Below are 23,557 nucleotides of genomic sequence, written 5' to 3'. Positions count from 1 at the left end.
CAGGCGGGGGCTTTTTGTTTGGGCGGCCTCAGATCTCGACCTGGGTTCCCAGCTCGATCACCCGGTTCACCGGCAGCTTGAAGAAGCGCAGGTTGCCGTTGGCGTTCTTCAACATGAAGGCGAACAGCACTTCGCGCCAGCGGGCCATGCCCACCAGCTTGGAGGCGATCACCGTCTCGCGGCTGAGGAAATAGGTGGTGCGCATCGGGCTGAAGTCCAGCTCGTCCAGGTGGCACAGCTTCAGGGCCTCGGGCACATCCGGCTCGTCGGTGAAACCAAAGTGCAGGATCACCCGGAAGAAGCCTTCGCCGTAGGAGTCCACCTCGAACCGGCGTTGGGTCGGCACCCGCGGAATATCCTCGTAGACCACCGTCAGCAACACCACTTGCTCATGCAGCACCTGGTTGTGCAACAGGTTATGCAGCAAGGCATGGGGCACGGCATCCGGACGAGCAGTGAGGAACACCGCGGTGCCCTGTACCCGATGCGGTGGCTGCACGCGGATGCTGCCGATGAAGATCGGCAATGGCAGCCCCCCTTCGTCCAGGCGATCCACCAACAGCTCCTTGCCGCGTTTCCAGGTGGTCATCAGGACGAACAGCACGATCCCCGCCAGCACCGGGAAGGCACCGCCCTGGACGATCTTCGGTACGTTGGCGGCGAAGAACAGCCCATCCACCAGCAGGAAGCCCAGCAGGATCGGCATGATCAGTACCGGCGACCACTTCCACAGCAACAGCATCACCGCCGACACCAGGATGCTGGTGATCAGCATGGTGCCGGTCACCGCCACGCCATAGGCCGAGGCCAGGGCGCCGGAGGACTCGAAGCCCAGCACCAGCAGGATCACCCCGACCATCAGCGACCAGTTCACCGCACCGATGTAGATCTGTCCTTGCTCGGCGCTGGAAGTGTGCTGGATATACATCCGCGGGATGTAACCCAGCTGGATGGCCTGGCGGGTCAGGGAAAAGGCCCCGGATATCACCGCCTGGGAGGCGATCACCGTGGCCAGGGTCGCCAGCCCCACCAGCGGGATCAGGGCCCAGCCCGGTGCCAGCAGGTAGAACGGGTTGCGCGCGGCCTCGGGGTTCTCCAGCAGCAAAGCGCCCTGGCCGAAGTAGTTCAGTACCAGCGCCGGCAGCACTAGGGCGAACCAGGCCCGGGCAATGGGCTTGCGCCCGAAGTGGCCCATGTCGGCATACAGCGCCTCGGCACCGGTCAGGGCCAGTACCACGGCCCCCAGGATCGCCACGCCCATGCCCGGATGGGACATGAAGAAGCGCACGGCCCATACCGGGTTCAACGCCTGCAGCACTTCCGGATGCTGGGCGATACCGTGGATACCCAAGCCCCCAAGGACCAGGAACCAGGCCACCATCACCGGACCGAACAGCTTGCCGATGCGGTCGGTACCGTGCTTCTGGATCAGGAACAGTGCCACCAAGACCACCAGCGCCAACGGCACGACCCAATGCTCCAGGCCACTGAACGCCAGCTCCAGCCCCTCGACCGCCGAGAGCACCGAGATCGCCGGGGTAATCATGCTGTCGCCATAAAACAACGAGGCGCCGATCAGGCCAAGGATCACCAGCACCGAACGCAGTCGCGGATACGACGCCGATGCCCGACGGGCCAATGCCGTCAGGGCCATGATCCCGCCCTCGCCCTGGTTGTCGGCGCGCAGGATGAACAGCACGTACTTGATCGAGACGACCCAGACCAGCGACCAGAAGATCAGCGCCAGGATGCCGAATACGCCATCGTGGTTGACCTGGACACCATAACTGCCGGAAAAGACTTCTTTGAGGGTATAGAGCGGGCTGGTACCGATGTCGCCATAAACCACCCCTACCGCGGCGACCAGCATGCTCAACGGCCGTGCGGCCGAATGCTCGGCGCCCGCCGCCTGACTACTTGCCTGACCCATCCAATACTCCTGATTCCAGACCCGGCTTTTTAGAATGAAACGCTATGCTTTGGTATTGCAGCATGTGCGGCTTTACTTGTTGTTACAGACGTTTGATTGACTGCAAGAATTCTCATGCATGCAACGGCGCGAAGCATAGCGCAGCACTCGTCGTATTTCCCCGCATAAAGCTGGTCAAGTGCGCTGCTCATCGCTAGAATTGCGCACTTTTTGATCAGAGGCGCCCAAAGCGCCCGTTCACCGCCAGCGCATCCATCCAGATCGCCGAGCGGCCAGACACCTATACCGAGGTTAGACATGTCCACCCCTACTGCGCCAGCCAACCCCAAGGTCGGCTTCGTTTCCCTGGGTTGCCCCAAGGCTCTGGTCGACTCCGAGCGCATCCTCACTCAACTGCGCATGGAAGGTTATGACGTGGTGTCCACCTACCAGGACGCCGACGTCGTGGTGGTCAACACTTGCGGCTTCATCGACTCGGCCAAGGCCGAATCCCTGGAAGTGATCGGCGAAGCGATCAAGGAAAACGGCAAGGTCATCGTGACCGGCTGCATGGGCGTGGAAGAAGGCAATATCCGTGATGTGCACCCCAGCGTGCTGGCCGTAACCGGACCACAGCAGTACGAGCAGGTCGTCAGCGCCGTGCATGAAGTGGTACCGCCCAAGCAGGACCACAACCCGCTGATCGACCTGGTGCCGCCACAAGGTATCAAGCTGACCCCACGGCACTACGCCTACCTGAAGATTTCCGAAGGCTGCAACCACAGCTGCAGCTTCTGCATCATCCCGTCGATGCGCGGCAAGCTGGTCAGCCGCCCGGTGGGCGACGTGCTTGACGAAGCCCAGCGCCTGGTCAAGTCCGGGGTCAAGGAACTGCTGGTGATTTCCCAGGACACCAGCGCCTATGGCGTCGACGTCAAGTACCGCACCGGTTTCTGGAACGGCGCACCGGTCAAGACCCGCATGACCGAACTCTGCGAAGCCCTGAGCACCCTGGGCGTCTGGGTCCGCCTGCACTATGTCTACCCGTATCCGCACGTCGACGAGCTGATCCCGCTGATGGCCGCCGGCAAGATCCTGCCGTACCTGGACATCCCGTTCCAGCACGCCAGCCCGAAAGTGCTCAAGGCCATGAAGCGCCCGGCCTTCGAAGACAAGACCTTGGCCCGCATCAAGGCCTGGCGCGAGATCTGCCCCGAGCTGATCATCCGCTCCACCTTCATCGTCGGTTTCCCCGGCGAAACCGAGGAAGACTTCCAGTACCTGCTGGACTGGCTGACCGAGGCCCAGCTGGACCGCGTCGGCTGCTTCCAGTACTCGCCGGTAGAAGGCGCCCCGGCCAACGACCTGGACCTGGAAGTGGTGCCGGACGACGTCAAGCAGGATCGTTGGGAGCGCTTCATGGCGCACCAGCAGGAAATCAGCTCGGCGCGCCTGCAACAGCGCGTCGGCAAGGAAATCGAAGTACTGATCGACGAAGTCGACGAGCAAGGCGCCGTAGGCCGCTGCTTCTTCGATGCCCCGGAGATCGACGGCAACGTGTTCATCGACAATGCCAGCCACCTGAAGCCGGGCGACAAAGTCCGCTGCCGGGTGACCGACGCCGACGAGTACGATCTCTGGGCCCAGATCCTGTAAGGCGTAAAAAAACTGCCAAGCCCCGCTCTCGCGACGAGATGCGGGGCTTTTTTAGGTCTATCGTTTGCTCTGGACTACGCGTCAATCCTTAACCCAGGAGCAGGCGGCATGCGCCAACATTCGGTCATCCAGACTCCGAAATTCAGTGACTACGCAGAACTGACCCAGGTCTGGGAAGCCTCCGTACGCGCCACCCACGACTTTCTTCCCGACAGCTACATCGAGCAACTGCGAAAGCTGGTGCTGACCCGCTACCTGGATGCCGTGATGCTGATCTGCACTCGCGACCAGCGGCAACGCATCACCGGTTTCGCCGGCGTCGCGGCAGGCAAGGTCGAGATGCTGTTCATCCATCCCGCCCACCGCGGCCTGGGCCTGGGGCGACAGTTGCTGAACTATGCCGTGGAGCACCTGAATGCCCGGCAACTGGACGTCAATGAGCAGAACCCCCAGGCCTTGGGCTTCTACTTCAAGCAGGGCTTCGAGATCGTCGGGCGTTCGGCGCAGGACGGCATGGGCCAGCCCTATCCCCTGCTGCACATGCGCCTGAAACCTGCGCAGTTGCAGGTCGGACGCGGCTAATGGCCACAGCCCGCAAATGGACTCGCGATTAAGCGACGCCAGGCAGGTACAATAGTCGCCCTCTTTTGCAATGGTTTGCGTCATGACTGACCCGATTCGCCTTTCCAAACGCCTTATCGAACTGGTTGGCTGCTCCCGCCGGGAGGCCGAACTGTTCATCGAAGGTGGCTGGGTCACCGTGGATGGTGAAGTCATCGATGAGCCACAGTTCAAGGTCGGAACACAAAAGGTAGCGCTAGACCCCGAAGCCAAAGCCACGGCACCGGAACCGATCACCATCCTGCTCAACGTACCGGCTGGCCAGGATCTGGACAGCGCCCGGCTCTCGATCAATGCCGCCAGCCTGTCGGATGAACACCGCTTCGGCAAGCGTCCGCTGCGTGGGCACTTCGTGCGCCTGAGCGCCAGTGAGGACCTGCAGGCGGACGCCAGTGGCCTGCTGGTGTTCACCCAGGATTGGCGAGTGCTGCGCAAGCTCACCGCCGATGCCGCCAGGATCGAGCAGGAGTATGTGGTGGAGGTGTCCGGGCAAATGATCGAGCATGGCCTCAATCGCCTGAGCCACGGCCTGAGCTACAAGGGTCGCGAGCTGCCTGCGGTGAAAGCCAGCTGGCAGAGTGAAAACCGCCTGCGATTCGCCCTGAAGAACCCTCAGCCCGGGATGATCGCCCTGCTCTGCCAGGCCGTCGGCCTCAAGGTCGTGGCCATGCGCCGTATTCGTGTCGGTGGCGTGTCCATTGGCAAGGTGCCATTGGGCCAGTGGCGCTACCTGTCGACCAAAGAGAAATTCTGAACGCCTTCCCTGCCCCGTGCCCTTGCGCGGGCGCTCCATGCGCATAGACCAGGACCCCAACATGATTCATAACGATGTACTGCGCAGCGTGCGCTACATGCTCGATATCAGCGACAAGAAAGTCGTCGAGATCATCAAGCTCACCGGCTTCGACGTCAGCCTGGAACAGATCGTCAGCTACCTGAAGAAAGACGAGGAAGAAGGTTTCGTGCATTGCCCTGACGAGGTCATGGCGTATTTCCTCGATGGCCTGGTGATCTTCAAGCGGGGCAAGGACGAAAGCCGCCCGCCGCTGCCTGTCGAACTGCCAGTGACCAACAACATCATCCTGAAGAAACTGCGCGTCGCCTTCGAACTCAAGGAAGATGACCTGCACGCTGTGCTCAAGGCTGCCAACTTCCCAGTATCCAAGCCCGAGCTGAGCGCACTGTTTCGCAAGTTCGGCCACAACAACTACCGTCCTTGCGGCGACCAGTTGCTGCGCAACTTCCTCAAGGGCCTGACCCTGCGCGTACGCGGCTGAGCTTCCCGGACCATGGCCTACAGCGTCTCCCCCATCGGCTTCGTGCGCTCCTGCTTCAAGGAGAAGTTCGCCATTCCACGCCAACCGCAACTGGCCCCGGCAGCCCGCGGCGTACTGGAACTGGTGGCGCCCTTCGATCAAGGTGAGGCGGTGCAGGGCCTGGAGCAGGTCAGCCACGTCTGGCTGCTATTCCTGTTCCACCAGGCCCTGGAAGACAAACCCCGGCTCAAGGTGCGCCCACCGCGCCTCGGGGGCAACAAGTCCATGGGCGTCTTCGCCACAAGAGCCACCCACAGGCCCAATGGCATCGGCCAGTCGGTGGTCAAGCTGGACAAGGTCGAAGCGGGACGCCTGTGGATTTCCGGCATCGACCTGCTCGATGGCACGCCCATCCTGGACATCAAGCCCTACGTGCCCTATGCCGACATCGTCAGCGGGGCCTACAACGAGATCGCCAGCGCCACGCCGCAGCTCATTCCAGTGCAATGGCAAGACCAGGCATTGGAGCAGGCGAAGATGCACGCCCTGCGACTTCAGGAACCGTTGGTGGAGCTGATCGAGCAATGCCTGGCCCAGGACCCTCGCCCGGCCTACCAGACACCCGGCCCCGAGCGAGAATACGGCGCCCAGTTCTGGGACCTGGACGTACGTTGGCATTACCCCGAGCCGGGGCTAATCCGGGTGCTGGAAGCCGTGCCCGCCAACTGAAACCCGAAAACAAAAAAGCCCGCGTTGCCTGGAAAGGCAACGCGGGCTTTTTATCTGATACGGGTGCTTACTTCTCGACGAAAGCGCGCTCGATCAGGTAGTCGCCTGGCTCACGCATGCGTGGCGAGACGGTCAGGCCGAAGCTGTTGAGCACTTCGCTGGTTTCATCCAGCATGCTCGGGCTGCCACACAGCATGGCGCGGTCGTCCTGAGGGTTGATCGGCGGCAGGCCGATATCCCGGAACAGCTTGCCGCTGCGCATCAGGTCGGTCAGGCGGCCTTCGTTCTCGAACGGTTCGCGAGTCACGGTGGGGTAGTAGATCAACTTCTCGCGCAGGGCCTCGCCGAAGAACTCGTTCTGCGGCAGGTGCTCGGTGATGAACTCGCGGTAGGCGACTTCATTGACGTAGCGTACGCCGTGGCACAGGATCACTTTTTCGAAACGCTCGTAGGTTTCCGGATCCTGGATTACGCTCATGAACGGTGCCAGGCCGGTACCGGTGCTGAGCAGGTAGAGGTGCTTGCCTGGCTTCAGGTCATCCAGTACCAGGGTACCGGTTGGCTTCTTGCTGATGATGATCTCGTCGCCTTCCTTCAGGTGCTGCAGCTGGGAAGTCAGCGGACCGTCAGGAACCTTGATGCTGAAGAATTCGAGATGCTCTTCCCAGTTCGGGCTGGCAATGGAGTAGGCACGCATAAGCGGACGGCCGTTGGGCTGTTGCAGGCCGATCATCACGAACTGACCGTTCTCGAAGCGCAGGCCCGGATCGCGGGTGCACTTGAAGCTGAACAGAGTGTCGTTCCAGTGATGAACACTGAGGACACGCTCGTGGTTCATGTTGCTCATGTACGGGGACTCCTAGAAATTGCCTGCGCTGACCATGAGCGCAATTGCACAGCATTCTAATGGCGGCGACAATATCTGTTAACTGGATTATTAAGATAAGGGTTATCGGTTATATCGATATGCGATTCACTATCCGTCAACTCCAAGTCTTCGTCGCCGTCGCCCAGCAAGAGAGCGTTTCCCGGGCTGCCGGGCTATTGGCCCTGTCGCAATCGGCGGCGAGTACCTCGATCACCGAACTCGAGCGCCAGTCCAGTTGCCAATTGTTCGACCGGGCGGGCAAGCGCCTGAGTCTCAATGCCTTGGGCAAGCAATTGCTGCCCCAGGCCGTGGCGCTGCTGGACCAGGCCAAGGAAATCGAAGACCTGCTCAATGGCAAGTCCGGCTTCGGCTCGCTGTCGGTGGGCGCGACCCTGACCATCGGCAACTACCTGGCAACCCTGTTGATCGGCAGCTTCATGCAGGTGCACCCGGAGAGCCAGGTCAAGCTCCATGTGCAGAACACTGCGCATATCGTGCAACAGGTTGCCCACTACGAAATTGATCTGGGTCTAATCGAGGGCGACTGCAATCACCCGGACATCGAAGTGCAAAGCTGGGTCGAGGACGAGCTGGTGGTGTTCTGCGCACCGCAACACCCCTTGGCCAAACGCGGCCACGCCACCATGGAGGAGCTGACTCGCGAAGCCTGGATCCTTCGCGAGCAGGGTTCGGGAACACGCCTGACCTTCGACCAGGCCATGCGTCACCACCGTAGTGCGCTGAATATTCGCCTGGAGCTCGAACACACCGAGGCCATCAAGCGCGCCGTGGAATCAGGATTGGGGATTGGCTGTATTTCCCGGCTGGCGCTGCGCGATGCGTTTCGTCGCGGCAGCCTGGTACCGGTGGAGACACCGGGCCTGGACCTGGCCCGGCAGTTCTACTTCATCTGGCACAAGCAGAAATACCAGACCTCGGCCATGCGTGAGTTCCTGGAGCTGTGCCGTTCGTTCACGGCAGGCGTGCGACGCAGCGACGAGATCGTCCTGCCAAGCATTCCCTAGATCAGGATGACCGCCCAGACGATCGTGATCATGCTCAGGGCGACGAACTGCGCGGCGCTGCCCATATCCTTGGCGTTCTTCGACAAGGGGTGACGATCCAGGGAAATCCGGTCGATGGCCGCTTCTACCGCCGAATTGAGCAGTTCCACGATCAGCGCCAGCAGGCACACGGCGATCAACAACGCCCTTTCGACCCGGCTGACGTTGAGCAGGAAGCTCAGGGGGACGAGGATCACATTGAGCAGTACCAGCTGCCGAAAGGCCGCCTCGCCTGTGAAAGCCGCGCGCAAGCCATCGAAGGAATAGCCTGCGGCATTGAGGATACGTTTAAGACCGGTTTGACCTTTGAAAGGCGACATAAGCAGAGCAACTGAAAAGAAGGAGTGAGGAAACTAGTTCAACAAAAGTCAAAAAAGCGTGAACGAACCGCCGATCAATGACCGGAAATTGACTCAAGTTGTTGCAGGAGCAAAGCAGCCTGGGTACGGGTACGAACCCCCAGCTTACGAAAGATCGCGGTCACATGGGCCTTGATCGTCGCCTCCGACACACTCAACTCATAGGCGATCTGCTTGTTCAGCAAACCTTCGCACACCATGGTCAGAACCCGGAACTGCTGGGGCGTCAGGCTCGCCAGGCCTTCGCTAGCGGCCTTGGCCTCTTCCGAGACGCTGACTTCTTCGAAGGCTTGCGGCGGCCACCAGACATCACCATCCAGCACGTTGCGCACGGCTTGCTGGATAACCTCCAGGGAGCTGGATTTGGGAATGAAGCCACTGGCACCGAACTCGCGGGAACGGACCATGACGGATGCTTCTTCCTGGGCCGAGACCATCACAACCGGAATCTGCGGGTACTGGCCTCGCAGTAGCACCAACCCGGAAAAGCCATAGGCGCCGGGCATGTTCAGGTCCAGAAGGACCAGGTCCCAATCGGCTTTTTCGGTAAGGCGGGTTTCCAGCTCGGCGATGCTCGCCACCTCTACCAGTCGCACTTCAGGCCCCAGGCCCAAGGTAACGGCCTGGTGCAGCGCACTGCGAAAAAGCGGGTGGTCATCGGCAATCAGGATTTCGTATGTGGCCATTTTTCAGATGATCCTGTTTTCATGGCTGGGCCGATACATTCAGCCCAGGCCAAAACAATCAGGGTACTCGCCAGAATGCGGTACCCAAAGAGCAAGAACGCCGCGAAAAGCCTGAGTAAAAAGGCGGTTCAAACAGCGCTGGCGCCCTAACCGGCGCCAAGCATGCCCAGCGAAGCCGGGGTGGTCAAGTTTCAAGCTTTGCGGCATCTTGGCCCGCTAACTAATAAGAGAGCTCCCATGCGCAACCAAGCCTTGCGTGCCGATGTCCTGATGCTGATTACCGCAGTGATCTGGGGTTCGGCTTTTGTCGCACAAACCTCCGGCATGAATCACATCGGTCCCTTCCTTTATTCCGGCTTGCGCTTTGCCTTGGGCTCACTTTGCCTTTTACCGCTGGTGCTACGTAGGCCTGCAACCGATCGCCCAGCCGAACCCTTTCTTACCCCGGGCCTATTAAGGGGGGGCATGCTCATGGGGCTGGCCCTGGCCCTGGGAATCAACCTGCAACAAGTCGGGCTGATGTTCACCAGCGTCACCAATGCCGGATTCATTACCGGTCTCTACGTCATTGTAGTGCCGCTACTGGGCCTGTTGCTTGGCCACAGGACGGCACTGGGCACCTGGCTTGGGGCGGTGCTGGCGGTGGTGGGCATGTTCCTCCTGAGTGTCGGCGAGGGTTTCCATGTCGCCTCCGGAGACTGGTTGCAGCTGATCGGGGCTCTCGTCTGGGGTGGGCACGTGATCCTGGTAGGCCTGTTCGCCAGCCGGCATGACCCGATCCGCCTGGCCTTCCTGCAATTTGCCACCTGCTCGGCAGCGAGCCTGATCCTTGCCCTGTGCCTTGAGCCGATCCATTGGCCGGCCATCGTCGGTGCCGGTCCGGCCATTCTCTATGGTGGCGTCGTTGCCGTTGGCATCGGCTACACCCTGCAAGTCATCGCCCAGAAGCACGCCATCGCCTCCCACGCGGCCATCATCCTGTCCCTGGAAGCGGTATTCGCCGCCACCGCCGGAGCCTGGTTGCTGGATGAGTCCCTGCAAATGCGCGGCTACATGGGTTGCGCCTTGATGCTCAGCGGAATGCTGGTTGCCCAGCTATGGCCACAAAAACCATCCCAGGCAGGCAGCCCTACACAAAAGGCTTGAGTCGAGTGTGAACCTCATCATCCGGGTCGATCGCTTTCTGGAACTTCGCTGACAGGTAATGGGTGCTGAATACATCAAGGTAGGCATCCAGGACCTGGCTGACCTGCTCATCCCCCGCCAACTCCAGGCACAAGGCTGCAACTTCCGCGGTACAGAAATGATCATCACGCTTGGAACGCCGTAGCTTGTAGCGCGAGAGCTTTTCGGACGAAAGGCTCAAGACCGGCAAGTGCTCCAGATAAGGACTCTTGCGGAACATCTTCCGCGCCTCGCTCCAGGTCGCGTCCAGCAGGATGAATAACGGACGCTTGCCCTCTTCCCGGCTGACCTCGCTGACGACTCGCTCAGGGGCCACGAACTCTCCCGGGAACACGATGTAGGGCTGCCATTGCGGATCGGCGAGCAAAGCCAGCAATTGCGGATCGACCTCGGTACGTGACCAGTGAAAGGCCGAGGTATCGGTGACCACATCGGCAATCAGCCAACCGGTATTGCTCGGTTTGAGCGGTTCGACATCGTGCATGATCAGGCACATGGCCGAATCGCTCCTGACGTTTGGCCGCCAGGCACACAGGCAATGAGTGGGAATCACCCGGCAACGAGGGCAACGCTCAGCCCGGGAACCCCTGGCTAAAAAGGGCTTGACCACACGAGCCATGCGCTGGTCGCGCAAACGGGAAACCGCATGGCTCATTGCTGGCCGCACCAAAGGAGGGAGAGATTCGACACGAAAATGACTCGAGAAAAGAAAAGTCCGAGAAGTTTATCAGAGCCGTCCATGCAAACCTGTACCGCCTTCCCGACTCTCCCCCTATAATCCGTCGCCACTGAACGCACAGTCGAGTGACTGGTCGAAGCATCAGTCACTGCACCAGGAGAGTTTCATGTTGCGCTTTACCATTCCTACCGTCGCCCTTCTGCTGGCCCTGCCCCTGGGCGTCCAGGCCGCATCCCTGCAAGAGTTCGAACTGAGCAAGATGCTGGAGAAGGTCGCAGAAGAGAGCAACATCGGCACTCCTCGGGAAATCAACGAGAATATCCTCGATCAAGGCTATACCGTTGATGGCAAGGAGCTGATCAACCACCTCAGCGTCCAGGCCGGGCATGCTGCCGAAATGCGCGCCAACCCCAAGGCGGTTTACCTGCAACTGGGTGCCAGCGTCTGCCGCAACCCCAACTATCGCAAGCTGATGGCCAAGGGCGCGGTCATGCGCTACGAGTTCACCGAGAACCGAACCAACCGTCCAGTCGCTTCGGCGCGTTTCCAAGAGTCGGACTGCCCTTCGCAGAGCGCACCCAAGAAGAAATAATCATGTACGGGTTGCGCGCCGCTGTTGATCATCGGCGCGCAACTCCGCTACCAAGGCCTGCAGGTATCTTGAGGGCCGCTCCTCTCCCGCCAATCGGCGCCGGCACTCCTCTTCCAGGCTCAATCGATGGGCCAGCGCAGCTTCTTGCAACAGCAGGTAAAGCTGTGGATCGATTTCCAGCACCACAGTGGTCATCCATCGCCTCCATGCCCTTGGCCTGTACCGACAAGAGCGACCTGGACCGCCTCCCGGATACCGCTCCCGAGCCAAGCGCTACAGCTCAGTAAATCAGAGCTTCAGAAGGTTGCCGCCCGTTCTGATAAGCGGCGTTCATCCCTTGAAAACCCAGCAAGAAACGGTTGCCAGCCAAGACTTTATGGGGACATGATCAAGTCATGTTCGAAGGTTCCCATCAACTGCCCAACGGCGGCCCAGGAGTCCGCCACCTGAGTCTTGAGTGCACGTTTTTCTCACATAAAGGAAAGCAGAACCTCTGAGGATGAGCCGGGCACACCCAACGACCACCGGTGATCGGCTCGAAACACTGCTCGTGCGTTGGACCAGGCAGGCAGCGACACAGGCAGTGTCGTGGCGCGCTCGAACATATCGAGCGTGCGCAAGGTTCTGTGCAGAAGGAGAAGCTGAATGCCCTACCAAACGAATGACCTCTTGGCCCGTCATTTTCAAAGCAACGGCGTCGACCTCACAGGCCAGGTCGAAGAACAACTCAAGCGGGTTGCTCCCAACAGCCCGAATCTCCCCCTCTACCGCGATATGGTCCTTACTGTCCTGCGCATGGCGGAAGAGGATCTCAATCGCTGGAATGCCAAGATCGTCCTGCAGGCGCTGCGCGAACTGGAACATGCCTTTCGGGTGCTGGAACAGTTCAAAGGGCGGCGCAAGGTGACCGTTTTCGGCTCGGCACGCACCCCCAGCGAACACCCGCTGTATGCCATGGCCAAGGAATTGGGAGCCGCCTTGGCTCGTTCCGACCTGATGGTCATTACCGGAGCCGGTGGCGGCATCATGGCGGCAGCCCACGCTGGCGCCGGATTGGAACACAGCCTGGGCTTCAACATCACCCTACCATTCGAGCAGCACGCCAACCCGACCGTAGGTGGGACGGAAAACCTGCTGTCATTCCACTTTTTCTTTACCCGCAAACTGTTCTTCGTCAAGGAAGCCGATGCGCTGGTCCTCTGCCCTGGGGGCTTTGGCACCCTCGATGAAGCCCTGGAAGTGCTGACCCTGATCCAGACCGGCAAGAGCCCGTTGGTACCGGTGGTGCTGCTGGATACCCCTGGCGGGCAATTCTGGCAAGGCGCGCTGGACTTCATCCGCGACCAGCTGGAAGCCAATCGCTATATCCTGCCCAGCGACATGAAGTTGATGCGCCTGGTACACAGCACTGAAGAAGCGGTGCAGGAAATCCAGCAGTTCTATGCCAATTTCCACTCCAGCCGCTGGCTCAAACAGCAATTCGTCATCCGCATGAACCACCCCCTCAATGAGCAAGCATTGGCCGTCATGCAGGACGAATTCGCCGATCTGTGCCTGAGTGGCCAGTTCCAACAACAGGTCTACAACCCTGAGGAACAGGATGAGGCACAGTTCAGTCACCTGACGCGACTGTCATTCGCCTTCAACGCTCGGGACAATGGTCGTCTGCGGGAGTTGATCGACTTTATCAACCTGCCGGAAAACGGGCCCAGGCATCAGCCCCGACCAACTCAACGGGAAAGGGAAACCAGCAAGGTCAACTGATCGGCGATCGCCCACTGCACCCTGCAGTGGGCACTGCCTCAATCATCCAGGCTGCGACGACTCAGCAAGCGGTTGATCATGTCCATGGAATATCCGCGATAAACCAGGAAACGCCCTTGCTTGGCACGCTCCCGGGCATCTGCGGGCAACTGTCCGGAAAACTTGCGCTGCCAGACATCCCGCAATTGCTCTTGCCAGTCGATTCCGCACTCGCGCAAGGCCTGCTCGATATCAACACGCTGTAAACCACGCTGGCCAAGTTCCTCACGGATCCGCATCGGTCCATAACCGGAACGGGCGCGATAAGAGATGAAACTTTCAAGATAACGGGATTCAGACAACAAGCCTTCTTCCGTCAAGCGGTCAAGGGCAGTGTCGATCATTTCAGGAGGGGCGCCGCGCTGACGCAGTTTACGCGTCAGCTCGACTCGACCATGCTCGCGTCGCGCGAGCAGGTCCATTGCCGCTCGCCGCACAGCGACGAGGGTATCGAGTACGGCGATCATGGAGTCAATCAGAAGTCAGCGTCGGCCATGTCGTCTTCGGTCTCTTTGACCGGGTTGGACTTGAGGTCCGGCGAACCGCTCAACAGCTTGTCGCGGATCTGCTTCTCGAGGGCATTGCCGATCTCAGGGTTGTCCTGCAGGAACTTGGCAGAGTTGGCCTTACCCTGGCCAATCTTGTTGCCCTGGTAGCTGTACCAGGCGCCGGATTTCTCCAGGAAACCATGCAGCACGCCCAGGTCGATGATCTCGCCGTTAAGGTAGATACCCTTGCCGTAGAGGATCTGGAACTCGGCCTGGCGGAAAGGTGGAGCCACCTTGTTCTTGACGATCTTGACCCGGGTCTCGCTACCCACCACCTCGTCGCCTTCCTTCACGGCACCGGTACGGCGGATGTCGAGACGAACAGAAGCGTAGAACTTCAGGGCGTTACCACCGGTGGTAGTTTCCGGGCTACCGAACATCACGCCGATCTTCATACGGATCTGGTTGATGAAGATAACCAGGCAATTGGCGTTCTTGATATTGCCGGTGATCTTGCGCAGCGCCTGGGACATCAGGCGAGCCTGCAGGCCCACGTGCATGTCACCCATTTCGCCTTCGATCTCGGCCTTGGGCACCAGGGCTGCCACGGAGTCGACGATGATCACGTCAACCGCGTTGGAACGCACCAGCATGTCGGTGATTTCCAGGGCTTGCTCGCCAGTGTCAGGCTGGGAAACCAGCAGGTCGTCGACATTGACGCCCAGCTTGCCAGCGTATTCTGGATCGAGGGCGTGTTCGGCGTCGACGAACGCACAAGTGGCGCCGGCTTTCTGCGCCTGTGCAATGACCGACAAGGTCAGGGTAGTCTTACCGGACGACTCAGGACCGTAGATTTCAACGATACGGCCTTTCGGCAGACCGCCAATGCCCAGAGCGATGTCCAGACCCAGAGAGCCAGTAGAAATGGCCGGGATCGCCTGACGGTCGTGATCGCCCATACGCATTACGGCACCCTTGCCGAATTGACGTTCGATCTGACCCAGGGCCGCAGCCAAGGCTTTCTTCTTGTTGTCGTCCATTAAAGTCCTCACGTAATCAATAAGGCCTGACGGCCAACACCTGTATAAGTAGCCAGTATTATTCCACAGCGTTCGAGGATCGCCTACCCCTGATTTGCGATTTCTGCCGCCGCATGTTGCAGCAACCCCTCTAGGGCGGCCTTCACCGTTTGTCGGCGGACCTCGTCCCGGTTCCCCGGAAAGTGCCGGCACTCGGTAATCAGCCTATCCCCCACGCCCCAGGCCAGCCACACCGTGCCCACGGGTTTGTGCGGTGAACCGCCATCCGGCCCGGCAACGCCACTGACCGCCACGGCAAAACGCGCACGACTACGAGCCTGGGCACCACGGGCCATGGCCTCCACCACCTCGCGACTGACCGCCCCCACCGACTCGAAAAGTCCCGTGGGCACCCCCAATTGCTCGGTCTTCTGGCGATTGGAATAGGTCACGTAGCCGGCCTCGAACCAGGCCGAGCTGCCCGGTACCCGGGTGATGGCCTCGGCGATCCCGCCGCCCGTGCAAGACTCCGCCGTACTGACGTGGGCATTGAGAACCTGCAGGCGACGGCCAAGTTCCGCGGCAAGCTGGGTGATTTCTTTCACATTGATCTCCTGATGAGGCGGGCATGTGCCTAACCTACACCAGGCCCCATGGCTTGCAAGTGACACGCCGTCCCAGGGCCCTCACCCTCGTGAGACCAGGACCCTGGGGCAGATCAACCCAGGAAGTCCCAGGTTAGGGCAATGCCAGCGGGTCGTGGGGTGCTGGCAGGCACCGAAGTACCCAGCCACAGCCCTTTACCCGCAGGAACGAACAATGGATAGGGCAACACGACTTCCGAATGCGACCCGGCGGCGCTGTTGCCATTGCCCGAGAAAATGATGGGCACGGTCCTGTCGCCGGGCATTGTCGGCGCCACCTGGCCACAGTAGAGGTCGACAGCGCCGTTGGATGGCGCGATGTACCCCGTGCGAAGGGTGACACCATGGGTGTTCTTGGCCGGATCCACGATGGTGGTGATGCCGGCCGGAATCGGATAGATCGATACGAAGTGGTTACCCACTGGAACTGCTTCCATTTTTTCACCTTGAAGTCGATTGTCCTGCGCAGGATTGCGCAAGAAGCGTCGCTCAAGGGCGATGAGGGGAGCTCCAGGCTCTCTGGCTCGTGCGCGATGCAGGGCATTGCGTGTCCCATGAAGACTCCGTATCCATGCCGCTCGAAGGCAATCGCACGAAGTTCCCAAGCTTCACGCAACGCTGCCTGCCACAGCACCTACACCGCGTTCAGCGCCACTTTCAACGAAGCCAGGGTATTGGTGACCTGGTAGTTGTTGGTGTCCGAGCCCTGGTAGATCACCCGGTAGTTGCCCTGGTCGATCACCTTGGAAACGCTGCCTACGGAAACCAGCGCCGCCTGACCGTTCACCGCGGTCACCGAAATGTATTTCTCAGCCATTTTTTTTGTTTCTCCTTACTATTTGAATGTCTCCCCGGACACCCTTGTCCGGGAAGTTTTTTGCACCCGGTCAAGCACCCGGCAGATCTCTGCCCTGCCGACCGTTTACGGTGCAAAAGAGCTAGCTACTTCCCTGCCGACGGGCCTTGGGAAACAGCATTCGTCACCACCCTGGCGCGGCCGCACCAAGGCGCATGATGATGAGAGAAGGCTCAACCGGGCTCGAACGCCCCCTGTTCCGTGGTGGCCGCCGTCCCCATGCCAGGCGATCGCCCGAGGTTCAAGCCCTTCACATGATTCAAGGTGCCGCAACGCGAGCACTTGATCTGGAGCTCCGTAAACTCGCCCACCCGGGCGAGCAGTCGTTTGCAACTACCGCATCTGCATTCTTTGAGCATTTCTCAACTCCTTTGATTTCAACCGTCCTGGCCCGCAACGCCCAGGCCACGCGCCCCCTAGTCACCCAGGCAACTGGCGTTGACCAGGCAGCGATAGCTCTGCTCGTGGCTGCCGCTGGCCGTCACCTTGTCGATCGACCAGCGCCCCTGCATGAACCCCGGCCAGCTTGAGTCCAGCAGCAGCAAGCCTTCGGCCGCCAGGGCGGGATTGCCCGGGCAGTCGATGTTGACCTTGCGCGCCGCCCGCTCCAGCTTGCGTATCTCGCCTTCCGCCGCTGCCCGCGCTTCGGCCTCGCTCTGATACCGCTGGCGTAAGGTCTTGAACGGCTTGATCCCCAAGCTCACCCGCCGCTCCTGACCTGCCGCAGCGTCCCACCAGGCCGTGATGCAACCGCTGTACTTCATCCGTGCTTCCTCATCGAGTGAGGCGGTGATGAAGGCCCGGTCCCCCGGTCGGTTGTCACGGGTCACGCTCAGCGTCACATCTTCCAGCGGCTTGCCCGAGAGGGACTTGACCTGGCCGCTGCGGGCCAGCACATAGAGCCCGTTGATCGGCTTGGTGACCGCGTCGTAGCGCCGAGCCAGGCGCGTCAGGAAGCCCATGTCGGTCTCGTTGGACTGGTCGATGTGCTCGATGGCCTTGCCTTCGAGCTCCGGAGCCACCCGGGGCGAAAAACCATGGCGGCTGACCAGTTGGCGAAACAGTGCGCCCAGGGTCGTTGGCCCATGGCTGGCACTGCGACGCTGGCGGAAACCACTCTCATCGGCCGCGCCAAAGGGCGCGGCAGTGGCCACCAGCTTCAAGCGCATGGGGAACAGCAACGGGGTGCGCTGGTTCACCACGAACAAGCCCTTGTCCACCAACCCGGTTTCCCGATAGCCGACCCGCAAGCCGATCTTCCCGCCCAGGCTCGGCAGGCCCTCCAGGCCCTCGATATCCAGGGTCAGCTTGAGCTGGTCGGACTCGATGCCCGCGGCATCCACATGCTGCCAATCCAGCAAGCGCTGCATGATCAGCTCCGAGTTGGCGCCGTAGATCTCCACCACGGGTGTAAATCCAAGTGTCATGTGGCCTCCTCAATCCCAGGCCGAAACCGGCGCCAGCGCCCGCGGCCGCGCTTCCACTTCCGGCAGCAGCACCCAGACTCCGGCCGGCAACACAGGCCCCAACTCCGCGAGACCGGGATTGAGGCGCCAGAACGCCTCCTCGACCTCGTCGTCGCTGCGGGCCAATTCGCGGTACAACAACAGGTTCGCCGAATCGCCGGCGATGCTTCGAGCCCTACGCATTGACGAACTCCTCCAGATCCAGCACCCAATCGATCAGCATCGCCGTACCGTCGTCGATGACCGAGCTCTGGGTTTCGGTGACGCTCTTGATCACCCAACGCCCCCAGTTGCGCCCCACACCGTCGATCAACGGCAGCGGCACGCGGCGGGCCTGCAAGGCGCGCAACTCGTCCAGACGCGCCATGGCCACGCCGTACATGGCCTTGCCGGTGATTTTCAAGGTTTCCAGGCCCTGCCCGCCCTGGTTGGTGCGCGGTTTGCTCACCAGGATGTTCAGGGGCTTCCAGCCCCCATCGGTGGTGCGCACCAGGGAGTCATAGGCAAAGCTGCGGGACAGGCCGAAGATGAAATCTCCCAATGCCATCTGTTGTTTCATCACGCCACTCCATCGGTCAACGCCGCGCCACGCCGCACGGCCAGTGAATCGCCCATCAGCGGCAGCCACTGCGCTTGCAGTTGCTGCACCACCCGGTCGGCCAGTTGCTGGGCGCTGGCCTGGTCCTGGCCGTGGATATGCACCACCGGGGCAAAGTTGATCTGCCGGTTCTCCGCCTGGGCTGCCGCCAGGTTCTGGCTGACCGCCGCCGGCGCGGCCAGGCGGTCCGCCTGGCGCCCAAGCTTGTCACCGAGCCAGGTACCGGCTTCGCCGCCGGCCAGGCCACCCAAGGCGCCACCCAACAGGCCACCGATGGCAGTACCGACACCCGGGAAAATCAGCGTGCCGATCGCCGCTCCGGTGCTGGCCCCGGCATACGTGCCCGCCAAGCCACCGCCGATCGAACCCACGGCGGCCCCGACCTTGCCGGAGTCACCCTCGCGCCAGCCCTGTACCAGGTCGACTCCAGCCTCGATCAGGCTCAAGGGGCGGAATAGCTTGCCCATCAGCTTGCCCCCGGCCCCTCCTGGAAGTCGCGGCGCCCCGCCGGAAAAACGCCGGCCCATCGTGGAACCCACCCGCTCAGCGGCCAGGCGCGCCATGGCTGTCGCTCGGGTGGCCAACCCGGCCATCGCGGTTCCCAACCGCGATGACAGCTGCCCGGCGCTGGCAGCAACCCTGGCAGAGGCCTGCCGGGTCATCGTGGCCAACCGGGTCCCGAGGCCAGACACCGCCGCGCCCAGCCCCCTGCCCGCCGCTTGCACGGCGGCCGCGCTCCTGCCAGCCAGGTTCGACACCATGCCGGCCAACCGCGATGACAGCTGCCCGGCGCTGGCAGCCACCCTGGCAGAAGCCTGCCGGGTCATCGTGGCCAATCGGGTCCCGAGGCCAGACACCGCCGCGCCCAGCCCCCTGCCCGCCGCTTGCACGGCGGCCGCGCTCCTGCCGGCCAGGTTCGCAACCGTGCCCGCCATGCGCGAGAACACCGGGCCCAGCCGTGAGCGAATACCACCACCCGCCCCTCCCGCCGGAGGTTGGGGCCCGCGAGGCTTCTTGCCCAACGAGAACAGGTCACTGACATCGGTGTAGAGGCCCTTGAGCTTCACCAGCGCCGAAACCGCAGCCACCGAGACCGCCAAGGCAGCGGCCACATGAGGGAACATCTGCGCCAGTTCGCCGAACTTCTGCAGCACCGCCCCAGCGCCGGTCAACGAATTGCCATAGTCGGCCAGCACCGCCGAACCCACGGAGCTCTTGAAGCCATCGACCTGGGCATCGAGGCGGTTCCACTGGGCCTGGGGCGTTTGCGCGGCCTCCTGGGCAGCCTTGGCCACCGCCCCCTGGCCATCCCGCAGCGAGCTGGCGTACTGCGGCTTGTCCGCCACCAGGGCAAAGGCCTGGGCCAGCCCGTCCAGGCGTGGCAACAGCGCCTGCAACGCGCCATTGTCGGCGAACAGCTGCGCGGCGATGGCGCCCTGGCGTTCGGCCGGTTGCGCCTGCAACGCCGCAAGCACCGACTGGATCGTCTGCGGCGCCTGGGTTTGCATATCGCGAGCCACGGCTCGTGGATCGAGCTTGAGCTCACGCCAGGCCGCTAGCTGCTCCGGCGAGGCCTTGTCACCCTGGACCAGGGCCTGGCTGAACTGGGCCAATGCCACTCCGGCACTGGCCTGGTCGGCCCCCGACTTGAGCAAGGCGGCCAGCAGCGCGGCCGCTTGTTCCGGGCTCATGCCCGCGGCCATGGCGTTACCACCATAACGGCCGAGGATCGAACCGATGTCCGCCGCCGAGACCTTGAGCCCGCTGCCCAAGTGCTGGGTGGCATCGGCCAGGTCCAGGCGTTGGCCGCGGTCGAGCTGCATCGCACTGCGCCAGCCCAACAGCAAGTCCCCCGCCTGCTTGACCTTCAACTCCAGGCCGGAGCCGACCAGCGCCGCATCCCGGGCAAAGTCCAGCACCTGCTGCGGCTGGTACTGGGCCGAAGCGCCCGAACCCTCGACGCCGACCCCGGCCTTGGCCGCCGCCAGCCCGACCCGCACCAGGTCGGTGGCCGTGGCACCGGTGGGCGCCACCAAGGGTTCGTTGGCCAGCTTGATGTGCTGCTCCACCATCTGCCGCTGCTGCTCGGCGGTCAGCGGCAGCACCCGCTTGAGCTCCACCATCGCGGTATCCAGGCCGATGGCCGGCTTGAGATGGCTCAGGGGCTTGTTGTCCAGCACCGAGGCCTTGGCTGGCTGCGTCGCAGCAGGTGCGGCCAGGACCTGGCGGTCATTGAGGGTCATCAGCAACGAACGCTGGGAGACCAGCACGCCCCTTAGGGATTCGACCACCGCCAGCAGTCGTTCCTGCCCGCGAACCAGCTGCCTGAGCCCGCCGCCAAGGGCGCCATCGCGCTCCGGCAAAGGGGCCGACCACCGCAACGTCGCTGCAACATCGGCGGACAATCCGCCAGCCTGTTGCACCGCGGCGAACCTCAGGGAAAAGTTACCTTGTGCCATCGCACGCTACTCCTTGTTCAGGCCCAGGCGGGTCATCGCTATGTCGTAGCGACGCATTGCCTTGCCGGCGTCCCACTCCAGGATCTCGGCCTCGGTCACCGAGTAGATCAGCGGCACCACATCGAGGATCACTTCGATGTCGCGCTGCGAAAGAAGTCCGCCGGTTTGTTTAAAAAATCGTCGATGCGCACCTGCAACTGGGTCCAGTCCGGCACGGTCAGCATGGCCAGGTCCGGGATCATCAGGCCGGTGCAATGGGCGGTGATGAACTCGGCCCGTTCCTTGGGCGTCGCGAGTTTCTTCATCACCCTGGTCGCGCGCAGCGCTGGCATCTCCAGGGTCAGCGACGTCCGGCCCTGGCCGGCCAGGTCCAGCGGCAACAGCAGCGGTACCTGGTCCGGGTCGGCCTGCTCGTCCTGCTCCAAGAAGTAGGAAGTCGGACGGGTCGACATATCGTGTACGTACTGGGCAATGCTCACGTAGTCCGGACGTTTGAGCTGGTCCAGCTCCTTGTCGGACAGCCCCGTGGCGAGCTTGGCCAGGGCGAAGAACTGATCGTCTTCATCATCCCCGGCACGGGCCAGGGCGTCTTTTTGCGCAGCGTAGAACAAAGGCTTGAGCGTGATCCGCTCAAGGGTGCTGCCATCGTCGCCGGTAATCGGCGCCAGCAGCACATGGACCGGAGGTGTCCAGGACATAAGATCAATTCCTTGGAAAAACAAAAACGCCGCCGGCGGCAGAACACGTCAGGCACCGGAGGCATGGAAGGGCAATGCCGATCAGTTGGGGAACTTGCAGGAGCGAGGCTTGCCCGCGATGGACGCCAGAGCGCTGGGTTTATCCACTGGCTTTAACGCCCCTCGCGAGCAATCGAGCGTCGACTGGCTGCTCCTACAGGGGATCACCGCGCTTGACTGACTGGCATTGGCAGAAGGGTCGCGCCTTTTAGGGCAGCAACACCGCACGCCGCGCCGCGCCGAGGATGTCGACCCCGTTGAGCATGAACTTCTGGGTGCGCACATCGACGTCGATCACCGGCACGCCGTTTTCCAGGCGGTTGTAGGTACGGCAGCTCAAGTCCAGGGTGGTCTTGGGCTGCTCGCCCATCTTCAGCGGGGCCTCTTCCAGCGACTTCAACTTGCCGCCCACGGTGTGGTAGATGAAGTAGGTGTTGCCGTCCTGGTCCTGCCCGGCTTCCCGGACGTTGAGCAGGATGTCGTCGCCCACGCTGACGCCCAGGGCCAGCATGATTTCCGGACCTGCGCCCTGCAGCACCAGCTTGGCCCCCAGGACCTTGCCGCCCTTGGCCATTTCCTCGCCGATGAAACGCCCACCACGCATTTCCTGCATCTCGAACTCGATCTTCGGTGGCGTGAACTCCTCCACCGTCGCCGACAGCGGCAGGCCTTGCAGGGTGGCCGCGATGGCCTGTCTGACTCGGTTGGTAAACATTAGAGAACGTCCTCCAGGAACTGCTCGATGATTTCATCGCGGGCATTGAGTTGATAAATCATGTGCTCGTTCGGCGCGTAGCGGCCGTAGTCGATGACCACGTACCAGGTGCCGTTCTTGTACTTCTCGACGCTGTTGAGCTCGGGGTGCAGGTAGACCTTGCCGCCCGGGATGGTCTCGTCGGCCACCAGGGTTTGCAGCCAGTCGTTGATGCGCTTGACCTCCTGGTCCATGAACGACTTGGTCAGGTTCTTGGCCATGGCCTTCTGCCCGGCCTTGACCAGCTTGCGGCTGATGGCGTCCTCCAGGCCGACGTAGCTGATGAACTTGCCGGTGATGGAGCGGTTGCCCAGCAGCGAGAAGCCGCCCAGCACGGTGCGTGCGTAGTAGCTGATGCCGTAGCGGTTGAGCAGGTCGCCCTCGGTGGAGGTGTCGAGGATGTTGTATTCCACGCTGCGCGAAACATCTTCGGCGAAGGTCACCTGGTTACCCGGGCTCTCCCACTGCTTGACCTTGGCCAGGGCCGCGATGGCCAGGCTCGACGGGGCCAGGAACACATTGGCCTTGGCCGCCTTGGAGTACACCGCCGGCAGGTTGTGCACCACCAGGCAACGGTCGAAGCCCAGGTCGGCGCCGCCCAGTTCCTTGCTGTACGCCACCTGGTCGGCCACCGAGGCATCCTTGCCATCGAGGACCACCCGCGCCTTGATGCGCTTGCCGAACGCGGCGAACTCACCGGCCACCGCCTTGCTGCCGGTGAAGCCCGGGGCGCCGATGATGGTCAGGTCCTCGGGCACGCTGCTCAGGGCCGCCAGGCCCAGCTTGCGCCCGGTCACCGCCTCGTCGCCGCCGATCACGTTGTTCAGGGTGTCGGCCGGGGTCGCGCCCTCGTCGACGATCACCACGTAGACCGGCACCTTGACCACCTTGAGGATCTGCAGCACCGCCTGGAACAGCGTGCCGGCCTCGGCGCCGGTGGGGTCCAGCAACGCCTGGGTGCTGAAGTTGCTGATGCGGATCGGCGTGTTCTTGGCCAGCGAGGCATGGGCGTTGGGCGCGGTGCCCACCAGGCCGATGACGTTGTCGCCCAGGCCACCCATGGCCTCGGGGGATTCGCTGGCATTGACGGTAATGCCGTTGTGCTCGAAGTTCAAAACCTCAGCCATGG

At 62.0% G+C, this 23,557-nt stretch carries 29 protein-coding genes; 9 read left to right on the top strand and 20 right to left on the bottom strand.

The genetic code is table 11. The annotated features are described in order from the left end of the window. Positions 1-28: 28 nt before the first annotated feature. Positions 29-1,930, bottom strand: coding sequence for a potassium transporter Kup (locus I9018_RS06560; protein ID WP_241109021.1), 1,902 nt, complete (start codon positions 1,928-1,930; stop codon positions 29-31). A 297-nt stretch (positions 1,931-2,227) separates the two neighbouring features. Here I9018_RS06560 and rimO point away from each other — a divergent pair, with 297 nt between their 5' ends. From rimO to tsaA, 5 genes are all read left to right on the top strand, one after another. Next, positions 2,228-3,565 (top strand): 30S ribosomal protein S12 methylthiotransferase RimO, encoded by a 1,338-nt coding sequence (rimO, locus tag I9018_RS06555; RefSeq protein WP_124345902.1) that lies wholly within the window; start codon positions 2,228-2,230, stop codon positions 3,563-3,565. Between the two features lie 108 nt (positions 3,566-3,673). Then, entirely contained in the window at positions 3,674-4,147 is a 474-nt protein-coding gene (locus I9018_RS06550) for a GNAT family N-acetyltransferase (protein WP_068580565.1), read from the top strand. Between the two features lie 82 nt (positions 4,148-4,229). Further along, a complete protein-coding gene (locus I9018_RS06545; protein WP_241109020.1) occupies positions 4,230-4,940 on the top strand; it encodes an rRNA pseudouridine synthase in 711 nt (236 codons plus the stop codon). A gap of 61 nt (positions 4,941-5,001) precedes the next feature. Continuing rightward, positions 5,002-5,463 carry a DUF1456 family protein gene (locus tag I9018_RS06540; RefSeq protein WP_068580561.1) on the top strand — a complete coding sequence of 154 codons (462 nt, stop codon included), beginning with the start codon at positions 5,002-5,004 and terminating at the stop codon, positions 5,461-5,463. 12 nt (positions 5,464-5,475) lie between these two features. Next, the gene (tsaA, locus tag I9018_RS06535; RefSeq protein ID WP_241109019.1) at positions 5,476-6,171 is read left to right on the top strand and encodes a tRNA (N6-threonylcarbamoyladenosine(37)-N6)-methyltransferase TrmO; all 696 of its coding nucleotides are present in this window, start codon (positions 5,476-5,478) and stop codon (positions 6,169-6,171) included. Positions 6,172-6,238: 67 nt separating this feature from the next. Here the strand turns inward: tsaA and fpr are convergent, their stop codons facing one another. Next, positions 6,239-7,018 carry a ferredoxin-NADP reductase gene (fpr, locus tag I9018_RS06530; protein WP_003198368.1) on the bottom strand — a complete coding sequence of 260 codons (780 nt, stop codon included), beginning with the start codon at positions 7,016-7,018 and terminating at the stop codon, positions 6,239-6,241. A 119-nt stretch (positions 7,019-7,137) separates the two neighbouring features. Here fpr and I9018_RS06525 point away from each other — a divergent pair, with 119 nt between their 5' ends. Continuing rightward, the gene (locus tag I9018_RS06525) at positions 7,138-8,064 is read left to right on the top strand and encodes a LysR family transcriptional regulator (RefSeq protein ID WP_068580557.1); all 927 of its coding nucleotides are present in this window, start codon (positions 7,138-7,140) and stop codon (positions 8,062-8,064) included. Here I9018_RS06525 and I9018_RS06520 read toward each other — a convergent pair. Together I9018_RS06520 and erdR are read right to left on the bottom strand one after the other, a co-directional pair. Beyond that, positions 8,061-8,429: a diacylglycerol kinase gene (locus I9018_RS06520; RefSeq protein WP_176719838.1), complete on the bottom strand. Its 369-nt coding sequence runs from the start codon at positions 8,427-8,429 to the stop codon at positions 8,061-8,063. The two genes, I9018_RS06525 and I9018_RS06520, sit on opposite strands and share 4 nt — an antisense overlap. 68 nt (positions 8,430-8,497) lie before the next feature. After that, positions 8,498-9,148 (bottom strand): response regulator transcription factor ErdR, encoded by a 651-nt coding sequence (gene erdR / locus I9018_RS06515; RefSeq protein WP_241109018.1) that lies wholly within the window; start codon positions 9,146-9,148, stop codon positions 8,498-8,500. Positions 9,149-9,385: 237 nt separating this feature from the next. On the opposite strand from erdR, the gene I9018_RS06510 reads away from it, so the two are divergent. Continuing rightward, positions 9,386-10,294 (top strand): DMT family transporter, encoded by a 909-nt coding sequence (locus I9018_RS06510; RefSeq protein ID WP_241109017.1) that lies wholly within the window; start codon positions 9,386-9,388, stop codon positions 10,292-10,294. Here I9018_RS06510 and I9018_RS06505 read toward each other — a convergent pair. Further along, on the bottom strand, positions 10,278-10,988 hold the full coding sequence (locus I9018_RS06505; RefSeq protein ID WP_068580549.1) for a tRNA-uridine aminocarboxypropyltransferase: 711 nt from the start codon (positions 10,986-10,988) through the stop codon (positions 10,278-10,280). The genes I9018_RS06510 and I9018_RS06505 overlap by 17 nt on opposite strands. Positions 10,989-11,178: 190 nt before the next feature. On the opposite strand from I9018_RS06505, the gene I9018_RS06500 reads away from it, so the two are divergent. Beyond that, entirely contained in the window at positions 11,179-11,604 is a 426-nt protein-coding gene (locus I9018_RS06500) for a quorum-sensing-regulated virulence factor family protein (protein ID WP_068580547.1), read from the top strand. Here the strand turns inward: I9018_RS06500 and I9018_RS06495 are convergent, their stop codons facing one another. Next, complete coding sequence (locus I9018_RS06495) at positions 11,605-11,799, bottom strand: hypothetical protein (protein ID WP_124345899.1); 195 nt, start codon at positions 11,797-11,799, stop codon at positions 11,605-11,607. It lies immediately after the preceding gene. Positions 11,800-12,249: 450 nt separating this feature from the next. On the opposite strand from I9018_RS06495, the gene I9018_RS06490 reads away from it, so the two are divergent. Next, positions 12,250-13,368, top strand: coding sequence for a TIGR00730 family Rossman fold protein (locus I9018_RS06490; RefSeq protein ID WP_124345898.1), 1,119 nt, complete (start codon positions 12,250-12,252; stop codon positions 13,366-13,368). Between the two features lie 38 nt (positions 13,369-13,406). Here the strand turns inward: I9018_RS06490 and recX are convergent, their stop codons facing one another. The 14 genes from recX to I9018_RS06425 form a co-directional block, all read right to left on the bottom strand. Beyond that, a complete protein-coding gene (gene recX / locus I9018_RS06485; protein ID WP_241109016.1) occupies positions 13,407-13,874 on the bottom strand; it encodes a recombination regulator RecX in 468 nt (155 codons plus the stop codon). A gap of 8 nt (positions 13,875-13,882) precedes the next feature. Beyond that, positions 13,883-14,935: a recombinase RecA gene (gene recA / locus I9018_RS06480; protein WP_068580539.1), complete on the bottom strand. Its 1,053-nt coding sequence runs from the start codon at positions 14,933-14,935 to the stop codon at positions 13,883-13,885. A gap of 83 nt (positions 14,936-15,018) precedes the next feature. Next, positions 15,019-15,519 carry a CinA family protein gene (locus I9018_RS06475; RefSeq protein ID WP_241109015.1) on the bottom strand — a complete coding sequence of 167 codons (501 nt, stop codon included), beginning with the start codon at positions 15,517-15,519 and terminating at the stop codon, positions 15,019-15,021. A 113-nt stretch (positions 15,520-15,632) separates the two neighbouring features. Further along, entirely contained in the window at positions 15,633-15,995 is a 363-nt protein-coding gene (locus I9018_RS06470; RefSeq protein ID WP_241109014.1) for a hypothetical protein, read from the bottom strand. 197 nt (positions 15,996-16,192) lie between these two features. Next, complete coding sequence (locus I9018_RS06465; protein ID WP_022642646.1) at positions 16,193-16,375, bottom strand: hypothetical protein; 183 nt, start codon at positions 16,373-16,375, stop codon at positions 16,193-16,195. 212 nt (positions 16,376-16,587) lie between these two features. After that, positions 16,588-16,773: a Com family DNA-binding transcriptional regulator gene (locus I9018_RS06460; protein ID WP_241109013.1), complete on the bottom strand. Its 186-nt coding sequence runs from the start codon at positions 16,771-16,773 to the stop codon at positions 16,588-16,590. Between the two features lie 57 nt (positions 16,774-16,830). Next, positions 16,831-17,841 (bottom strand): contractile injection system protein, VgrG/Pvc8 family, encoded by a 1,011-nt coding sequence (locus tag I9018_RS06455; protein ID WP_124345894.1) that lies wholly within the window; start codon positions 17,839-17,841, stop codon positions 16,831-16,833. Between the two features lie 9 nt (positions 17,842-17,850). Further along, the gene (locus I9018_RS06450; RefSeq protein WP_022642643.1) at positions 17,851-18,063 is read right to left on the bottom strand and encodes a tail protein X; all 213 of its coding nucleotides are present in this window, start codon (positions 18,061-18,063) and stop codon (positions 17,851-17,853) included. Next, on the bottom strand, positions 18,056-18,439 hold the full coding sequence (locus I9018_RS06445) for a phage tail protein (protein ID WP_068580530.1): 384 nt from the start codon (positions 18,437-18,439) through the stop codon (positions 18,056-18,058). Before I9018_RS06445 ends, I9018_RS06450 begins: the two co-directional genes overlap by 8 nt. Beyond that, positions 18,439-20,937, bottom strand: coding sequence for a phage tail tape measure protein (locus tag I9018_RS06440; RefSeq protein WP_241109012.1), 2,499 nt, complete (start codon positions 20,935-20,937; stop codon positions 18,439-18,441). The genes I9018_RS06445 and I9018_RS06440 overlap by 1 nt, the downstream gene beginning before the upstream one ends. 6 nt (positions 20,938-20,943) lie before the next feature. Beyond that, the gene (locus I9018_RS32690) at positions 20,944-21,069 is read right to left on the bottom strand and encodes a hypothetical protein (RefSeq protein ID WP_022642640.1); all 126 of its coding nucleotides are present in this window, start codon (positions 21,067-21,069) and stop codon (positions 20,944-20,946) included. Further along, the gene (locus I9018_RS06435) at positions 21,066-21,635 is read right to left on the bottom strand and encodes a phage tail assembly protein (RefSeq protein ID WP_068580526.1); all 570 of its coding nucleotides are present in this window, start codon (positions 21,633-21,635) and stop codon (positions 21,066-21,068) included. Before I9018_RS06435 ends, I9018_RS32690 begins: the two co-directional genes overlap by 4 nt. 247 nt (positions 21,636-21,882) lie before the next feature. Beyond that, positions 21,883-22,389: a phage major tail tube protein gene (locus I9018_RS06430; RefSeq protein WP_241109011.1), complete on the bottom strand. Its 507-nt coding sequence runs from the start codon at positions 22,387-22,389 to the stop codon at positions 21,883-21,885. Beyond that, on the bottom strand, positions 22,389-23,555 hold the full coding sequence (locus I9018_RS06425) for a tail protein (RefSeq protein WP_022642636.1): 1,167 nt from the start codon (positions 23,553-23,555) through the stop codon (positions 22,389-22,391). Before I9018_RS06425 ends, I9018_RS06430 begins: the two co-directional genes overlap by 1 nt. Positions 23,556-23,557: the final 2 nt, after the last annotated feature.

Source organism: Pseudomonas sp. MPFS (assembly GCF_022537035.1).
GTDB classification, from domain to species: domain Bacteria; phylum Pseudomonadota; class Gammaproteobacteria; order Pseudomonadales; family Pseudomonadaceae; genus Aquipseudomonas; species Aquipseudomonas sessilinigenes.
The sequence above is the reverse complement of the archived record's forward strand: the minus strand, read 5'-3'. Positions and strand labels throughout refer to the sequence as shown.

Excerpts from the sequence above, each read along its gene's own strand:
- I9018_RS06540 (WP_068580561.1), top strand. The coding sequence starts at position 5,002 with ATGATTCATAACGATGTACTGCGCAGCGTGCGCTACATGCTCGATATC.
- I9018_RS06505 (WP_068580549.1), bottom strand. The coding sequence starts at position 10,988 with ATGAGCCATGCGGTTTCCCGTTTGCGCGACCAGCGCATGGCTCGTGTG.
- I9018_RS06455 (WP_124345894.1), bottom strand. The coding sequence starts at position 17,841 with ATGACACTTGGATTTACACCCGTGGTGGAGATCTACGGCGCCAACTCG.
- I9018_RS06495 (WP_124345899.1), bottom strand. The coding sequence starts at position 11,799 with ATGACCACTGTGGTGCTGGAAATCGATCCACAGCTTTACCTGCTGTTG.
- I9018_RS06430 (WP_241109011.1), bottom strand. The coding sequence starts at position 22,389 with ATGTTTACCAACCGAGTCAGACAGGCCATCGCGGCCACCCTGCAAGGC.
- I9018_RS06435 (WP_068580526.1), bottom strand. The coding sequence starts at position 21,635 with ATGTCCTGGACACCTCCGGTCCATGTGCTGCTGGCGCCGATTACCGGC.
- recX (WP_241109016.1), bottom strand. The coding sequence starts at position 13,874 with ATGATCGCCGTACTCGATACCCTCGTCGCTGTGCGGCGAGCGGCAATG.
- I9018_RS06460 (WP_241109013.1), bottom strand. The coding sequence starts at position 16,773 with ATGCTCAAAGAATGCAGATGCGGTAGTTGCAAACGACTGCTCGCCCGG.
- I9018_RS06450 (WP_022642643.1), bottom strand. The coding sequence starts at position 18,063 with ATGCGTAGGGCTCGAAGCATCGCCGGCGATTCGGCGAACCTGTTGTTG.
- I9018_RS06440 (WP_241109012.1), bottom strand. The coding sequence starts at position 20,937 with ATGGCACAAGGTAACTTTTCCCTGAGGTTCGCCGCGGTGCAACAGGCT.
- I9018_RS06550 (WP_068580565.1), top strand. The coding sequence starts at position 3,674 with ATGCGCCAACATTCGGTCATCCAGACTCCGAAATTCAGTGACTACGCA.
- recA (WP_068580539.1), bottom strand. The coding sequence starts at position 14,935 with ATGGACGACAACAAGAAGAAAGCCTTGGCTGCGGCCCTGGGTCAGATC.
- fpr (WP_003198368.1), bottom strand. The coding sequence starts at position 7,018 with ATGAGCAACATGAACCACGAGCGTGTCCTCAGTGTTCATCACTGGAAC.
- erdR (WP_241109018.1), bottom strand. The coding sequence starts at position 9,148 with ATGGCCACATACGAAATCCTGATTGCCGATGACCACCCGCTTTTTCGC.
- I9018_RS06510 (WP_241109017.1), top strand. The coding sequence starts at position 9,386 with ATGCGCAACCAAGCCTTGCGTGCCGATGTCCTGATGCTGATTACCGCA.
- I9018_RS06560 (WP_241109021.1), bottom strand. The coding sequence starts at position 1,930 with ATGGGTCAGGCAAGTAGTCAGGCGGCGGGCGCCGAGCATTCGGCCGCA.
- I9018_RS06425 (WP_022642636.1), bottom strand. The coding sequence starts at position 23,555 with ATGGCTGAGGTTTTGAACTTCGAGCACAACGGCATTACCGTCAATGCC.
- I9018_RS06445 (WP_068580530.1), bottom strand. The coding sequence starts at position 18,439 with ATGAAACAACAGATGGCATTGGGAGATTTCATCTTCGGCCTGTCCCGC.
- I9018_RS06525 (WP_068580557.1), top strand. The coding sequence starts at position 7,138 with ATGCGATTCACTATCCGTCAACTCCAAGTCTTCGTCGCCGTCGCCCAG.
- rimO (WP_124345902.1), top strand. The coding sequence starts at position 2,228 with ATGTCCACCCCTACTGCGCCAGCCAACCCCAAGGTCGGCTTCGTTTCC.
- I9018_RS06465 (WP_022642646.1), bottom strand. The coding sequence starts at position 16,375 with ATGGCTGAGAAATACATTTCGGTGACCGCGGTGAACGGTCAGGCGGCG.
- tsaA (WP_241109019.1), top strand. The coding sequence starts at position 5,476 with ATGGCCTACAGCGTCTCCCCCATCGGCTTCGTGCGCTCCTGCTTCAAG.
- I9018_RS06490 (WP_124345898.1), top strand. The coding sequence starts at position 12,250 with ATGCCCTACCAAACGAATGACCTCTTGGCCCGTCATTTTCAAAGCAAC.
- I9018_RS06470 (WP_241109014.1), bottom strand. The coding sequence starts at position 15,995 with ATGGAAGCAGTTCCAGTGGGTAACCACTTCGTATCGATCTATCCGATT.
- I9018_RS06500 (WP_068580547.1), top strand. The coding sequence starts at position 11,179 with ATGTTGCGCTTTACCATTCCTACCGTCGCCCTTCTGCTGGCCCTGCCC.
- I9018_RS06545 (WP_241109020.1), top strand. The coding sequence starts at position 4,230 with ATGACTGACCCGATTCGCCTTTCCAAACGCCTTATCGAACTGGTTGGC.